The sequence below is a fragment of the Dyadobacter sp. CY312 genome, assembly GCF_021390535.1.
Classification (GTDB): Bacteria; Bacteroidota; Bacteroidia; order Cytophagales; family Spirosomataceae; genus Dyadobacter.
On record NZ_JAJUXG010000018.1, the window covers coordinates 43,414 to 58,620 of the forward strand.

Annotated in this window: 15 protein-coding genes; 5 read left to right on the forward strand and 10 right to left on the reverse strand. The window is 41.1% G+C overall.

The window, feature by feature from the left end; translation table 11 throughout:
• Nucleotides 1–103: 103 nt before the first annotated feature.
• Nucleotides 104–1,336: a saccharopine dehydrogenase family protein gene (locus LZG71_RS23505; protein WP_310587782.1), complete on the forward strand. Its 1,233-nt coding sequence runs from the start codon at nucleotides 104–106 to the stop codon at nucleotides 1,334–1,336.
• A gap of 61 nt (nucleotides 1,337–1,397) precedes the next feature.
• On the opposite strand, the gene miaA is transcribed toward LZG71_RS23505, so the two are convergent.
• Entirely contained in the window at nucleotides 1,398–2,312 is a 915-nt protein-coding gene (gene miaA, locus LZG71_RS23510) for a tRNA (adenosine(37)-N6)-dimethylallyltransferase MiaA (RefSeq protein ID WP_233824566.1), read from the reverse strand.
• A 46-nt stretch (nucleotides 2,313–2,358) separates the two neighbouring features.
• On the opposite strand from miaA, the gene LZG71_RS23515 reads away from it, so the two are divergent.
• Nucleotides 2,359–3,027 carry a DUF4230 domain-containing protein gene (locus tag LZG71_RS23515; protein WP_233824567.1) on the forward strand — a complete coding sequence of 223 codons (669 nt, stop codon included), beginning with the start codon at nucleotides 2,359–2,361 and terminating at the stop codon, nucleotides 3,025–3,027.
• Nucleotides 3,028–3,140: 113 nt separating this feature from the next.
• Nucleotides 3,141–3,746, forward strand: coding sequence for a hypothetical protein (locus LZG71_RS23520; protein ID WP_233824569.1), 606 nt, complete (start codon nucleotides 3,141–3,143; stop codon nucleotides 3,744–3,746).
• A 309-nt stretch (nucleotides 3,747–4,055) separates the two neighbouring features.
• Here the strand turns inward: LZG71_RS23520 and gldN are convergent, their stop codons facing one another.
• From gldN to sucD, 8 genes are all read right to left on the reverse strand, one after another.
• Nucleotides 4,056–5,105, reverse strand: coding sequence for a gliding motility protein GldN (gene gldN / locus LZG71_RS23525; protein ID WP_233824571.1), 1,050 nt, complete (start codon nucleotides 5,103–5,105; stop codon nucleotides 4,056–4,058).
• A 60-nt stretch (nucleotides 5,106–5,165) separates the two neighbouring features.
• On the reverse strand, nucleotides 5,166–6,755 hold the full coding sequence (gene gldM, locus LZG71_RS23530; RefSeq protein ID WP_233824573.1) for a gliding motility protein GldM: 1,590 nt from the start codon (nucleotides 6,753–6,755) through the stop codon (nucleotides 5,166–5,168).
• 84 nt (nucleotides 6,756–6,839) lie between these two features.
• The gene (gldL, locus tag LZG71_RS23535) at nucleotides 6,840–7,655 is read right to left on the reverse strand and encodes a gliding motility protein GldL (RefSeq protein WP_233824575.1); all 816 of its coding nucleotides are present in this window, start codon (nucleotides 7,653–7,655) and stop codon (nucleotides 6,840–6,842) included.
• Between the two features lie 117 nt (nucleotides 7,656–7,772).
• On the reverse strand, nucleotides 7,773–8,843 hold the full coding sequence (locus LZG71_RS23540; protein WP_233824577.1) for an SUMF1/EgtB/PvdO family nonheme iron enzyme: 1,071 nt from the start codon (nucleotides 8,841–8,843) through the stop codon (nucleotides 7,773–7,775).
• Nucleotides 8,844–9,180: 337 nt separating this feature from the next.
• Entirely contained in the window at nucleotides 9,181–10,161 is a 981-nt protein-coding gene (locus LZG71_RS23545) for a type IX secretion system membrane protein PorP/SprF (RefSeq protein WP_233824579.1), read from the reverse strand.
• 132 nt (nucleotides 10,162–10,293) lie between these two features.
• Nucleotides 10,294–11,076 carry a uroporphyrinogen-III synthase gene (locus tag LZG71_RS23550; RefSeq protein ID WP_233824581.1) on the reverse strand — a complete coding sequence of 261 codons (783 nt, stop codon included), beginning with the start codon at nucleotides 11,074–11,076 and terminating at the stop codon, nucleotides 10,294–10,296.
• Between the two features lie 40 nt (nucleotides 11,077–11,116).
• Entirely contained in the window at nucleotides 11,117–12,301 is a 1,185-nt protein-coding gene (locus LZG71_RS23555) for a DUF4271 domain-containing protein (protein ID WP_233824583.1), read from the reverse strand.
• A 60-nt stretch (nucleotides 12,302–12,361) separates the two neighbouring features.
• The gene (gene sucD, locus LZG71_RS23560) at nucleotides 12,362–13,240 is read right to left on the reverse strand and encodes a succinate--CoA ligase subunit alpha (RefSeq protein ID WP_233824585.1); all 879 of its coding nucleotides are present in this window, start codon (nucleotides 13,238–13,240) and stop codon (nucleotides 12,362–12,364) included.
• Nucleotides 13,241–13,505: 265 nt separating this feature from the next.
• Between sucD and LZG71_RS23565 the strand changes: the two genes are divergently transcribed.
• The gene (locus LZG71_RS23565; RefSeq protein WP_233824586.1) at nucleotides 13,506–13,946 is read left to right on the forward strand and encodes a hypothetical protein; all 441 of its coding nucleotides are present in this window, start codon (nucleotides 13,506–13,508) and stop codon (nucleotides 13,944–13,946) included.
• A 103-nt stretch (nucleotides 13,947–14,049) separates the two neighbouring features.
• A complete protein-coding gene (azu, locus tag LZG71_RS23570) occupies nucleotides 14,050–14,535 on the forward strand; it encodes an azurin (RefSeq protein WP_233824588.1) in 486 nt (161 codons plus the stop codon).
• Between the two features lie 74 nt (nucleotides 14,536–14,609).
• Here azu and LZG71_RS23575 read toward each other — a convergent pair whose 3' ends face one another.
• Nucleotides 14,610–15,149, reverse strand: a complete 540-nt coding sequence (locus tag LZG71_RS23575) for a TlpA disulfide reductase family protein (RefSeq protein ID WP_233824590.1) — start codon at nucleotides 15,147–15,149, stop codon at nucleotides 14,610–14,612.
• Nucleotides 15,150–15,207: the final 58 nt, after the last annotated feature.

A 15,207-nucleotide genomic window follows, 5' to 3' on the forward strand; every position in this document is an offset into this window, starting at 1 on the left:
GTTAAATTACTTTTGAAATAACAAAAAAACCTATAGTCGTCCTATCTTTGCCGAAAATATCAATGCGAACACAGTTTACTGGTAAAGGTTCTGTCATTCAATCATTCAAAATTATAAAATGTCTAAAGTTCTTATCATTGGTGCCGGAGGTGTTGGAAGTGTTGTTGCACACAAGTGCGCACTGAACAGCAATGTGTTCACCGAAATTATGCTTGCAAGCCGTACCAAGGCCAAGTGTGATAAAATAGCTGCCGAAATTAAAGAAATGCACGGTGTAAGCATCCAAACTGCACAGGTTGATGCCGACATTGTAGCAGAAACCGTTTTGCTGATCAAAAGATTTCAGCCAAAGTTATTGATAAATGTAGCTTTGCCATATCAGGATTTAACACTGATGGAAGCCTGCCTTGCAACTGGTGTTCATTACCTCGATACAGCCAACTACGAACCAAAAGACGTTGCCAAATTTGAATACAGCTGGCAATGGGCTTATCAGGAGCGTTTCAAAGAAGCGGGATTGATGGCATTGCTTGGTTGCGGATTTGACCCGGGTGTTACCCAGGTTTACACTGCTTATGCCAACAAGCACCATTTTGATGAGATGCATTACCTCGATATTATCGACTGTAACGCGGGTGATCATGGTAAAGCCTTTGCGACCAACTTCAATCCTGAAATTAACATCCGTGAAATTACTCAGCCTGGCCGCTATTGGGAAAATGGAGAATGGGTTGAAATTCCGGCTATGTCTATCCACAAGCCGATCGACTATCCGGGAATCGGACCGAAGGAAAGTTATGTGTTATATCACGAAGAACTTGAATCCCTTGTTAAAAACTTCCCTACCCTGAAACGTGCTCGTTTCTGGATGACGTTCGGGCAGGCATACATCACGCATTTGAATGTACTTGAAAATGTAGGTATGACCAGCATCAAACCTATCAAATTCCAGGGAATGGATGTTGTACCACTAGAATTCCTGAAAGCTGTATTGCCAGCTCCGGATTCATTGGGTGAAAACTATTCAGGCCAGACTTCCATCGGATGCCAGATCAAGGGGATTAAGGATGGCAAGGAAAAAACCTATTACGTTTGGAATAACTGTGACCATGCGGAATGTTACCGTGAAGTAAAAGCACAGGCTGTGAGTTATACCACTGGTGTGCCTGCCATGATTGGTGCCATGCTGATGTTAACAAGCGAAGAATGGCTGAAACCGGGTGTTTTCAATGTTGAAGAATTGAATCCTGATCCATTTATGGATTTGTTAAACCAACATGGTTTGCCCTGGAACGAACTTGTCAATATTGAGTTGCCGCACGAATATCCTGCGTGATCACTGAGATAATAAGATATATAAAAGCCTGTTATGCAATCGCTGCTAACAGGCTTTTGTATTATACAGACATGGCATTAATGTAATTGAGAATGGCATCCATCTCACCCGGATTAAACCACTTAAAATCTCCCTGATGCCTGAACCAGGTCAGCTGGCGCTTGGCATAACGTCTTGAATTTTGCTTCAACAAACGGACCATTTCTGTTTCGCTATACAGCCCATCCAAAAATCCGTAAACTTCTTTATAACCCACGGTTTGCAGCGCATGATGATTTCTAAACGGTTCGAGCTGCCTGGCTTCCTCCACAAGTCCCTCTTGTAACATCATATCCATCCGTTTATCAATACGGTCATAAAGTTCTGAGCGCTCCCTATCCAGAGCAAGCAAAATTTGGTTAAAAGGACGTTGATTGAGGCTTTTTTGCTGATAGCTGGAAATTGGTTGACCAGTGGTTTGAAAAACCTCAAGGGCACGCACAACCCGTTGCGGATTCACAAATTCCTTGGAACCCGCAAAAACGGGATCAACCGCCTCAATTTCTCTTTGCAAAACAGGCAAACCTTCGTCTTCAAGTCTCTTAGTGAGCAATTCACGCAAACCCGGTGAAGGTTGCGGCAGCGAATCCAAGCCCTCTGTTACTGCTTTAATATAAAATCCCGAACCGCCTGTGAGAATAACCTGATCATACTTTTCGTAGAGTTCATTCAATAATTTAAGCACATCCCGTTCAAAATCGCCGGCGCTGTAAACCTCTGAAATCGAATGAGAATTGATAAAAAAATGCTCAGCACCGGCAAGTTCTTCCTGGCTGGGTTTTGCAGTTCCAATGTTTAGTTCCCGGAAGAACTGCCGGGAATCAGCAGAGATAATTACAGTTTTTAACGCCTGAGCCAACTGTATTGAAAGTTCCGTTTTGCCAACCGCAGTGGGCCCAGCCAGCACGATCAGGTATTTTTCTTTACTATTTGGCATTCTCCGCTTTTTATATGAATTTTAATAGAATGCAAAAGTAAAAATCATGGACTCCAACACACTATTTTTTTTCATTTTATCACTCTTCATCGGCGCCATTCTTGGTGCTGGAATGTACTTTTTTCTTTCCAGACGAAATTCAGGAAAATCAAACAACAAAGTTGAAGCCACAGTATTGGTAGAGCGTATTGAGAAGGTTTTCAAAGTGGTAATGGCTGAGGGTTATTTTACGGAGATATACAATTACCAAAATGACAAAAGCATCTGGAATCTGATCAATGATAAAAAGAAGGCTTTGGTGATTGCCAAAGCAAAGGTACTGGTAGGTTACGATTTTGGTAAAATGAAATTCCACATATCAGAAACTGATAAACGGATCATAATCGATTTTTTCCCTGAGCCGGAAGTATTGTCAATGGATACCGATTATAAGTTTTATGATATCGAACAAGGCTGGCTTAACCGTTTTCAGAGCGACGATTATACAAGTATTCTGAACGAAGCCAAGCAAACGATGAATGAGAAAGCCCTGCAAAGTGATCTTCCACGTATCGCAACCAACCAGGTTCAGCTCATGATGTTTCAGCTTGCCGCTACCATGAACTGGAAGATAGATTTACAGCTTCCTGAGACGAACCGGAAGGAACTCGAAGAATTCTCTACTTACAAGCCAACAGATGCCGGAATTGATTCTTTAGACTGGAAGAAGGAATAAAAGATATTTTATGTATTTTGTGCAGTATTGCCGTCTGACCTCGTCATTCTTCAAGTCAACTGCGTATAAGCTTTTGTGGGTATTTCTTTTCATTTACTAAACGTTTAACAATTATGTTCAAAAAACTATTAATTATTGCTTGGGTTGGGCTTGTAGCTGTTTCAGTAGGCTGTAAAGGAGATCAGGGTGACGTAGGACCACAAGGTGCAAAAGGTGATGCAGGTGCCGCAGGACCGGCCGGACCAGCAGGACCTGCGGGGGAAGATGGTGAGGGAAGCGGTTCAGGAGCATTTGTGTTCACCAATGGTGCGGACACTTCTGACGTTGACGGTAGTTTCTATTCAGGGTTTACCTTCACCAATGCGGCAGATGCAGAAGTATACGAAAATGCCGCTGTAATGGTGTATATCAAGGCACAGGGTGTATATTGGCCTGTTCCAGGAGTGGTGAGCTTTGGTGGCGATAAAGTATCCAACTACACCTTTGTTCACGGGGTCGAAGGAACCACATTTTTTCTGGAAATCATTACCACCGGATGGGCTGAGGATGTTGAGACTCCACCTGTTAGAATAGCACAGGATATCAAGGTTATCGTTCTTCCGGCAGCACTTGAAGGCAGAATTAATGGAGAATTAAAAAACAAAAGTTACGAAGAAGCTATGTCTGCACTCGGGCTCACAGAAAGTAATGTCAAAACAGCCAGCGTAAGGTCAAAATAGCGTTAGATCATTAATGCCAATAAGAAATCCAGGTATCTAACTGTTGCAAATATGTGGCGTTAGATCCTGGTTTTTTTGTATTTCAATCCATATACTCTCACCCAATGCTAATCATAGTTACAGCAGGGCTTTTTAAACAGGCACGAATAAGATGTGTCAACAGCCCGGTCCTTGCAACGTTGACAAACAAGGGTTAATTAGAAGCGAATCCATTTCTACGAAATCGGCAATTCATAAAACCATCTTATCGTAAAAAAGCGACCATCCTTTCGGACAGTCGCTCTCAATATTTTTAATACAAAACACTTCTTAGTATTCCCAAAGACCGTGTTCAAGCTCCATAAGCTCTTGTTCGTAGTTAAGGGATTTCAAAAGAGCTTCTTTCTCTCCACCGTAGATGTCCAAAAATGCTCTGTCGTTGGCATTAGAAAATTTTGTAATCCTTCCCCAGAAAAGACGTAAATCGAAGGCGTCAGCAAGATTTTTATTCTGAGCAGTGTTTTCTGTATTGTACCAGATATATTTTTTAGGATCACTACGGAACAACCGCTCTACATCTTTGTATCTGAATGAAGCAACTGGCAATTCAAGACCGCTTGCAGTTTGTTCAGATGGCAAAATGATGGACAAAGTCTGGATATCGTTGTATAAACGTGAACGCTTTTTATCAAATGTCCAATCTTCTTTAATCTCAAGAATAGAAAGTTGCTCAGGGAAATATTCTTCCTCGCTAGCAATCACCTGTTGTGTCTGAAATGTGTCAACTGGCGCGGCTTCTACAACTGGTGGTTCTACTTTCGCCACTTCTGTTTTAGCACCTTTCTTGGTTGTCTTTTTCTTAGGAGGTCCCCAACCATCGTCTACGTCGGCAGGCTCTTCTTTTTTAAGCTCCTTTTTAGCTCCCCAGCCATCGTCAGCAGTGGTTGCCTGTTTAGCAGGATCAGCTTTTGGCTTATTACCCCAGCCATCATCAGCCGCCGCAGCAGGTGTTCCAAAACCCGCAGCAATTTCATCAGCAGACAATCCTGCAACCTGATTTGGTATTAACAATTTCGTATGAATATCCGCAGACGTAACTTTTACAGTACAGGAGTCATTGGTGTAAGCATCAATTAAGCCAGCCTTTGCTGCCTCTAACAAATACCTTGTGATCTCGTTATTTTTGGAGAACATGGATACATTCTGTTTTTCTTTCAGATCCACCCTTCTCCAAAGTGTACGTTTCATCATTATATCTCCGTCACTGATCGGACGGGCGGAAAACCGATTTTCGGTTGAGTCCACCTTTTCCTGAGCAAAAGCAGCCGTGGAGCTTACCGACAAAGCGAGCAAAGACCACGCAATTGTTTTTCCGTTCATTCTTATCATAACTCTTGTGTTCTTGTATGCTTAGCAACAAATATTAGCTACTACTACTTATTAATTCAAAGGAACAGTACGGAATTGATTTCCCATTTCCACTTCACTTACGCTTCCTTTGAAGTTCTGACGCTCTACTTTCAGAACTGTAATTACATAACGATCACCTGGCTGCGCTTGTTGTGCCAGACTGGAAATTGATCCGCCACCGTTCAAGGTAACACCATTAATACGTCTTGTGCCCCTTGCTAGTGAAACCTCGATTTGAGAAACACGGAAACGAGCATCCTGAGGAGAGAAGTTCTTGAAGCTTTCATCAGGTACAGCAATGACCTGAATACTCCTTGCCGCAGATGCAGCAATTCCTCTTCTTTCATCAAACACAGCACCGTTCACTCTCACTTCCAGAGAAGGCTTAGGTACACGGTTCACCCTGAAAGGATCCGATCCTAAAACGTTACCTCCATTGCTCACTGTGATATTCAGAGATGCTTTGTTCGGTACAATGGTGAACTTTCCTTTTTCTCCACTAGGGATAATCTCTCCACCATCTGTCGAGAAAGAAGGAGCCCAAAGTGCACCCAAAGCAGGACTTTGAATACTTAGTTTATTTGCGCAACCAAAGTAAAGAGGAGGTAAAGTTCCTGTTTCAATCTGGTACGAAGGCTTCACAACAAAGTACTCCTGAGTCATGTTGTATGTAGTATCACGGCCCGAAGGAGTTGGGATCGTTATTTTTCCTGACAACTCACGTTTCGCAATACCTTCTGCATTATATCCACCACCTTGTGCAGTGAATTCGACAAGGCCTACACCGTTTTCAACTTTAACAGGCGCACCGTTCAAACTCATACGTGGCGTCAAGCCGGAAGCAGATGCTGCAATGAACATTTGCCCTTTGAATTTGGTACCTGCTACAACCGTTTTAGCATCCGCACTGATCATCGCAAGAATACGGTCGAACTTGATATCCGCTGCACCTACTTTGCTCGCAAGATAATTCAGCACTTCACCTTCCATACGACGAATATCCGTTTGTTTCTGACTCAAAACAGCCAAAGCAGCTGCAACAGGAGTCTGAGCAAAGTTCAATTCAGCAAAGTCCTTATTTCTTTGGTCTTTGTTATCCTTTGCAACCGGATCATCCTTACCATCCATGGCAAGTGGCATAAATTTGTTCTGAGCAATAGCGTTCAACTGAGTAGTAAAACCGTTCAGGCTTTGTTTCAGCTTATAGGCTTTACCATTTTTTTGTCCGCCAACCATAAGTTCGGCAACTTTGCCCTCTTCCTGTGGATTTTTAATACCACCTTCTTCATTTAAACCACTACCTGCCTCAGTAATGATCTGTTGTTTAAGTGCATTCAACTCATTTATAATGTCGGTCGAAGCCTTCCGTACATCATCAGCTTGTTTCATAACCGCAACATCCGAAGAACGGTTACCCGATTTTTCAACAGCTGCTTTAATTTTAAGTACCGTTTCCTGGTTAATTTTATTGGCTGCTCCGGAAGAAAGTTCCAGAGAATTATTCAGGAGGATGAATTTCTCTATGATGGCTGAACTTACCTGTAATGCAAGCATTGCAGTCAGTACCAGATACATCATTCCAATCATCTTTTGACGGGGTGTTTCTTTTCCACCTGCCATATAGTTCAGTAATCAGTTATCAGTGATAGAATAATTTTGAAGCACAAACAATTTGTTAATTGATCGTCTGTACGTTATTAGATATTATGCATTACCACGCATAGCGGTCAGCATATTACCGTAAATACCATTCAGAGAAGAAATGTTTGTTGTTAACTTATTCATCTCATTCTTGAAGACCTGTGATTCTTTGGTAGCATCTGCCATATTCTCCATAGCGGTTGTCAGGTTACCATAAAAAGCATTCATTGCTTTCAGGTGCTTGGTTGTATCCTGCAATTCTAATTCATAAACTGCGTTTAACGCGCCCATGTTTTTAGTGATCTGCTGGAACTGCTCACGGTAAGACTGTGCATCTTTCGTAGCATCCGCCATTGAAGTCATTGCATTAATAGCAACACCATAAGACTTATTCATATCACTGATCGCAACAGAAGCAGATTTTACATTTTTAGCATAATCGTTTGTTGCAACAGTCGCATCCGTAAGGTCAGTTATTTTACCAACGGTGTCAGATAACGTTCTGAAATTTTTACCCAGACTATCGAACACATCAGGTGATATTTTCGCATTGTCCAACATATTGTCAAGCTTGGCAGTAATTCCACTTGAAGAACCCGAAGATGCACGGTTAATAGCAGGTCCGCTATAATCGTCTGCAAGCTCAGGATATACGCGTGTCCAATCCGGGTCACGGTCTGATGATTGTGTTAATGTTTGTAGTGCATATAATAAAAAGATGACAACTTCAGTACCCAAACCGATGGTAAGCATTTCGCTACCTCCATCCCAGTGTTGAATTTTAAATAAAGCTCCTAAAATAACGACAGCAGCACCTGCGCTGTAAATCGTTGGTACCAGTTTATCCCAAACAAAACTAGGTCCGCTATTCTTAGCCATACGAATGAAAATCGGTTACAGTGAAAAATTAGTTATTATGATAAAATAAAATGAGGCGAAAAGGCCGTAAAAAAGAAGCAGTGTTATTACGCTGCTTCTTTTTAAGGAAAAATATTGTTAGCGACGACCACGCGCTCCACCACGATCATTGACATTGTCCATTACACAACGGAAGCCAATAAAAGCGCGTCTTTCTGTTTCATACTCGAAACTACGTGTACCCGTCTGAAGGAAGTAAGCAATGTCTTTCCATGAACCACCCTTGATAACTTTGCGGGGTTCGTCCGGATTGTCATATCTTGGGTTCATATCCCAAACAATTGCAGTAGCATTGTCCGTGTAAGCATCAAGTGTCCACTCAGCAACATTACCAGCCATGTTATAAAGACCGAAGTCATTTGGATTGTAAGCATTTGCAGGAGCTGTGTAAGGATATCCATCCGCGTCGTAGTTACCACGTTGTGGTTTGAAGTTCGCAAGGAAACATCCCTTAGCATTCATTGTATACGGGTTACCCCAAGGATATTTGGCTACGGCACGTCCGCCTCTTGCAGCCCATTCCCACTCGGCTTCTGTTGGCAATCTGAATCCAGTCGAATTAAACTGTCCTTCCTGATTTTGGAAATCATGCAGCAGATTGGTTCTCCATTTTGAGAAGTATTGTGCAGCCTGCCAACTAACACCTACAACAGGATAAGTATCAAATCCAGGATGGCGATAATAGTACTCAACAAAAGGATCTCCATTAGAATATGCAAAATCCTTCTTCCATGAAGTGGTGTCAGGATAGTATTTGGTCATAATTTCTTCTTCACCCAATACAGAAATTGAATCTCGTTGTAAAGCATCAATAAATTGGCGATACTCATTGTTTGTGATTTCAGTATCATCCATGTAGAAAGAACTGATTGTAACCCTGCGATTCATATTTGACATAGAAGCGGCAATGTCTTCATCAGCTTGTCCCATGATGAAAGATCCGGAAGGAACAACGACCATACCGGCCGGAGTTGTTTGCTTAAATCCTTTACGGGCTGTGGCTACGATTTCCCCGTTCTGGGTGCCAACATCTTCTTTTCCTCCCTTTCCAAACTTACTTTTGATAAATCCGCAACTCTGCATGAGCATAAGAGCGGCTACCAAAAGCAGGCTTTTGACTCCATCCCGATAGAACACTTTCACATTCATAGTGGTTTTGTAAAATTTGAGTAATAAATGATAGCCTAAAAACGCAGGCAGTTATTATATAGTATACTTAAAATAAAAACAAAAGTAACAATTGGTACTCGGGAGCTGAATCCGTCGAAACAATGCAGTTTTAGTTTTAAACTTTCCGATTATTCGTCTTAACGAATGAATGCCGCTGAGTGGTATAACCTTGGAAAATTTTACAAATATAAATTAAAGTTTCGCAAACTGAGTGCCGCTAACTACGAACAAGCCAACAAAAAAACATCAATTTAAGATTAATGAGGATGTTTATAATAATATTTCCAGATGATATGGTACTGTATCGTGAAGCAAATTAGAATCTGAATCGCGGAGTTCTGATAATTGTTTTCTTTCCGAATTTGGGAGAAGGAAGATCATAAGAAAGTAGTACTTCAAAAGATGAAGGCGCTTTGGTTTTATTACCACCTATAACCATATCATAAGCCCCCGACAACCTTAATGACTGATCAGGAAGTAAATAAAGACCACCCATGATGATGACAAACGCATCCTGCTGACGATACGTACCACCAACCCAGAATCTCTTGTTGTAGGTAACAGTCGCTCCCCCTTCTACGGAATAGGTCGAAATATCAGATTTAACCAATACAATAGGCTGCACATCCAATAGGTATCCAACTTCTAAATTGACACCTGCATTCAGATATATTGTTCTGGCAAGGGGATTGGTTGCAGCATCTGATCCCAATTTATATTTTGGCTGCAATAAATGATTCAAAGAAAGTCCAACGTGGAAGGTTTCATTTTCAAACCTTGCTCCCACAGCCACATCAGGATGCATTTCACTTATTGTTACATCCCCAAGAATAAGCGGATCATCCGGATCAATGGCTCTTAGTTTTCCATGATCCAGTGCCTGCCTGAATATTCCTGCACTTGCCCCTAGTTGCAAGTTGCCTCCCATTACGGGTAAGCGATAAGCGGCAGACAGTTTAAAATCCTGATAGGAAAGTGGTCCCGTACGGTCATTCACAGCATAAAACCCGATTCCGAAGTTCTTTATCGGCATGCTGAAGGAGAATAGTTGGGTAGAAAGTGCACCTCCCTGATCCTTGGTATTAATTCCCTGATAGCCCGCGTATTGTGTACGGTGCATAAGCTGAAAACGGGTTGCCTGCCCTGCTCCCGCTGCGGCTGGATTGAGATACAGCTGATTCAGAGAAAATAAACTAAACTGTGCATCTTTCTGAGCAACAGCACCTGATGAGATGAGTACCAATAATGCAAGTAGCCGGTTCCATTTAAAATGTCGTAAGATAAACGTCAATGTCATGCCGGTAGATTGGGTTTTAAGAATCGCTCGATATTCATAATCTGTTTCAATAACGCATATTGCTGAAAAAAATTGATAAAATCACAAAAAAGGCCGGGAAAATTTCCCGGCCTTTTTTGTCCTGTGTAAATATCAATTATTCATCGCTTCTTTGATATATAATTCCAGCGCGCCGGTCATGGATGGGGCATTTGGCAAAGGCGCCTGAATGTCAAGAATCAATCCTGCATTCTCCACAGCTTTGGCGGTTGTAGGACCAAAAGCAGCAATACGGGTAGCATTTTGTTTAAAATCAGGAAAGTTGTCGAATAGGGACTTGATACCTGAAGGACTAAAAAATGCAATAATATCGTAGAACACTTCTGTCAGGTCAGAAAGATCAGCAGATACAGTCTGATACATGGTGGCCTCAGTGAAGTTGAACTCTTCTGTATCAGCAAATTCCGGAATGTCATTTTTTCGAACATCGGAACATGGATACAAAAATTTCTCCTTTTTGTGCTTCCGCATTAACTCAATGAGTTCGGCTGCTGTTTTCGTTCCCGCAAATATTTTACGTTTGCGTATTACTATGTATTTCTGAAGGTAGTTAGCAGTCTGCTCCGAAATGCAGAAATACTTCATAGTTGCCGGCACTTCGATTCTTCCTTCGTTACATATCCTGAAAAAATGATCAATAGCATTTCTGCTTGTGAAAATCACAGCTGTGTGATCCAGAATATTTACTTTTTGTTTGCGGAACTCCTTGTACGATACTCCGTCAATTTGGATGAAGGGTCGAAAATCCACTTTGATATTATACTTTCGTGCTAATTCAAAATAAGGTGAATTTTCGTCTGCTGGTCTGGATTGGCTAACCAAAAGACTTGTGACTTTTGTTAATCGATCCTGATCAAATTTGATAGTCTCACTCATGTATAAGCCTCATTAGTTTGTTCCCGCAAATCTTTGAAATCTATAAAGCAAACTTTATGCCAATGATCAGCGGGATTATTTCTATGACGCAAAGGTACGAAAATAAATACAGATTAATAAAAGTGCCTTGTGGTAAGGTAACGATATAGAGAGCTAGAAACCGAATGGTGTAGAAGAGCAGGAAAGGAAACAAAACATACGGACGAACCGAATCAAGCCAAACAGGTCCGTTGAAAGTTAGCATAAAAACAAGAAGAAAAACCGCTACATAAAACAGATAAGATGATTGTACTATTTTAATAAAAATAACATCAACCACCTTGTCGAGATTTAGCATGTTTCCTACCATAACCATCAATACGTACTTACCGTAAAACAGTAAAAAAAATATTGTAGATAGCAGAAAAAAGTCACCCATCAATTGCAACGTATTCCCTCTTTCGGAAAGAATAGTGCTCACAGAAAAAATATTGATCTTATTGGCTGCCAGAAAAACAAGCACGAAGCTCGTTAGCATGGAGACAATCACGACGAAGAAAATAATACTGTTGCTATAAGGTTTGTTGAGTTTGGAAAGCAAATCCCGGGGATCATTCCTTATAAATTCAACAGGGTTTATTAATCTGGTGAAGGCAAGTGGATTCGCATTGAAGGTCCAAGCATTGAGTATAAGAATCAGTAAAAGTGCCAAAACAGCAAAATTTCCAAAGGAAGAAAATGCTATTGGTTTGATATTGATAAAGCTGGATGCACCTGCTTCAATACCCAAGGCTTCGTTTTTCTTTCGCTCATTGCAAAGCAACAGATTTTTATCTCCTATTCCCGGGCCTCCATAAATGGTGAGCAGCAACTCATCCTTTTTGTAAATCTTATACAGGCTGTCGATACTCATAACAAGCCATTGCTGTTCGGGCACTTCCTTTTGTAGGGCGCCTTCGAGGAACAGGTAACTTTTTGCCTCCGATTTGAGCAAAAGATAATAGTTCCGATTCTTGATCAGATCTACGTAGGTACTTACATACCTGGATCCCTCATTAATATCCTGAGAAAAAGGCACGTAATTTTTGTACTGGCTACTGTAAACCAGCCAATCATTCTGATAATTGTAAATCGGGTAAAATTGATCGGGATGCGTTATTCTTGTAACAGCCTGCGACTGAAAGCCAGTCAAAAGCAGTGCAGTGGTAAAAGCCCAAAAAAGAAATGAAAAAATGGACTTCGTCATATATTAAAAAGGGCGGGGTTTCCCCAGCCCTCTAAATGTATCATTGATATAGCTAAACTATTATTTTCTACCCAAAGCAATCAGCATTGTTTCTCCAATCAATGCAGGAGACTCAGCAACAAAAATACCTGATTCCTTCATAATACGAATTTTAGCCTCAGCGGTGTCGTCTGCTCCACCAATAATTGCACCAGCGTGACCCATACGACGTCCCTTAGGTGCTGTTTGACCTGCAATAAAACCTACAACGGGCTTCTTATTTCCTGTTGATTTGATATAGTGGGCTGCATCAGCTTCCATGCTACCACCAATCTCGCCAATCATAACGATTGCCTCAGTTTCAGGGTCATTCATTAAAAGTTCAACAGCTTCTTTTGTAGTTGTTCCGATGATCGGGTCACCACCAATACCGATTGCAGTAGTTTGTCCAAGTCCTGCACGAGTCAACTGATCTACCGCTTCGTAGGTAAGTGTTCCTGATTTTGATACAATTCCAATCGTTCCTTTTTTGAAGATGAAGCCTGGCATAATACCTACTTTACATTCTTCTGCAGTGATTATACCTGGGCAGTTAGGGCCAATAAGCCGACAGTTTTTGCCTTTGATGTACTCCTTCGCCTGCATCATATCTTTGGTTGGAATTCCCTCAGTGATACAAACAATAACACCAATACCAGCATCAGCGGCTTCCATAATAGCATCAGCAGCAAAAGCTGGCGGAACAAATATGATAGATACATCTGCACCGGTTGCACGTACTGCTAGATCAACGGTATTGAAGACAGGCCTTTCAAGATGAGACAGTCCGCCTTTGCCAGGTGTAACACCACCCACAACATTGGTACCGTACTCAATCATTTGCTGGGCATGAAAAGAACCCTCAGAACCCGTAAATCCCTGAACTATAATCTTAGAATTTTTATTAACTAAAACGCTCATGTTGGTAAATCTGTTTTTTTGGTAAAAGTAGGACGAAAAGCACGAAGTAGCAAAATGTAACCAGAATTTGTAAATTGCTTTTTTGAGATTATTACGCCACTTTTAAGTTATGCCTATAAATTCACATGTATTTTCCAATCTGATACTTTGTCTCACCGGCATATTTATCTTTTATAAATATTATAATCTACAGCCTCATTTCAACCGGATGTTATGGGGCCTGTTTTTGTTAAGCATCTCCCTGACAGCCTTAACCGAGCTAATTATGCTCTTTGGCTTAAACCTTCCTGACAAAGCAACGGAAATCGCCTTGTCACTGGAACGTACACTGGGTGCAGTCGCAGTGGTGAGCGCAACCTGGTGCCTCATTATGCGGTACAAATCCGGAAGTTTTTTATTTTACTCTACACTTTCAATTGGCTTGCTCCTGTTCTACTGTATCGTTTGGTATCGTATAGCATTTATGGGGCTGATCATTGAGCCGTTTTGTATCATCATCACCTTGCTGATATGTTGCCTCGGCTTGGCCAATAAACAAAAAAGTGCCCTGTGGATTATCTTTTCCATGATGTCTATTGCACTGGCGACAAAATCAAGAGAGATTCCAATCCCTATGGACCCGATTGATATTAATCGTTATCTGATGGTTCTGGCCGTCATTTGTTCGGGCTATGCGTTACGGGATCAATACAAAATCCTTTTTTAGTTTTGTTTTTTTCAAACAATTGTTAATGAATTATTTTTTTACTCCACCATCTATTAAATTGCACCAGTTATTTTAAACAAAACAAGTTTACTATTATTTAAATATGAAAAGGATCAGTTTTAGCGTATTGTTTCTTGCCTCTGTTATTGCGTTTGGTGCTGTTGCAACAACTGTGAATGCGAAATCCAGCGTTGAAGTAAGTGATACAAAGCAAGAAAAAGCGATTGTTATAAAAGGAAGTGATGCAATGCAGTTCGACCTTAAAGAAATTAAAGTAAAGGCCGGACAAAAAATTAAACTGACATTGACGCATTCAGGTAAACTTGCAAAGGCAGCAATGGGTCATAATTTCGTTTTGCTAAAAGCGGGTACAGATGTTGCGGCATTTGGTTCTAAGGCTGCTGCTGCAAGAGAAACTGAATACATTCCTAAATCAGAAGCTGCAAGCATCATCGCCCACACAAAACTTGTAGGTGGCGGCGAAAGCGATACCATTACATTTACAGCTCCTAAAAAAGGATCTTACACTTACATCTGTAGCTTTCCAGGGCATTACGCTTTGATGAAAGGTACTTTCATTGTTGAATAGTCTCAACTGGTCAAAAAGTAAAACGGCAACCGGAAGCTCCGGTTGCCGTTTTACTTTTATAATACTTAGTGATTTTATATCTCAGCAAGATTTTTATCGATCAGTTCAACGATCTCTGGTCTATCCCATTGAGACGCACCAACTTCCTGTGCCAGAATCTTTCCCTTGTAGATTATGTAAGTTCTTGGAATCGCATTTCCGTCCAGAGCGGTTGGATATGCTCCTGTGAATCGATAAAAAGGAAGCTGATAACCTTTTCTTGCAATAAACGGATTAACAGTTTCGGAGTCTTCGTCAGAAACAATATAGAAAGCTACCTTTTCATTGGTTTTATATTTGTCATAAAGTTTCTGAATCCCGGGCATTTCCATATTACATGGGCCGCACCAGGTCGCCCATACATTCAGGAAAACCAATTTTTCCTGATCCATAGCAATCTGCTCACCATCCAGAGTACTCATCCCTGAAAGATAAACGCCTTCTGGTTGCTCCGTTGCAGTTGCACTCTGTCCCTCAATCTGCTGACTATCTGTCTTGAAAAAAGCAATGTAAACAGCAAAAGCTGCTACAATGATCAATCCTGAAATCAGTACTTTCTTTGAAACATTTGCCATGATCGATACCTATTATAAATTTTGCATAAACTAATTCGTGCAAAAGTAGGGATAATTC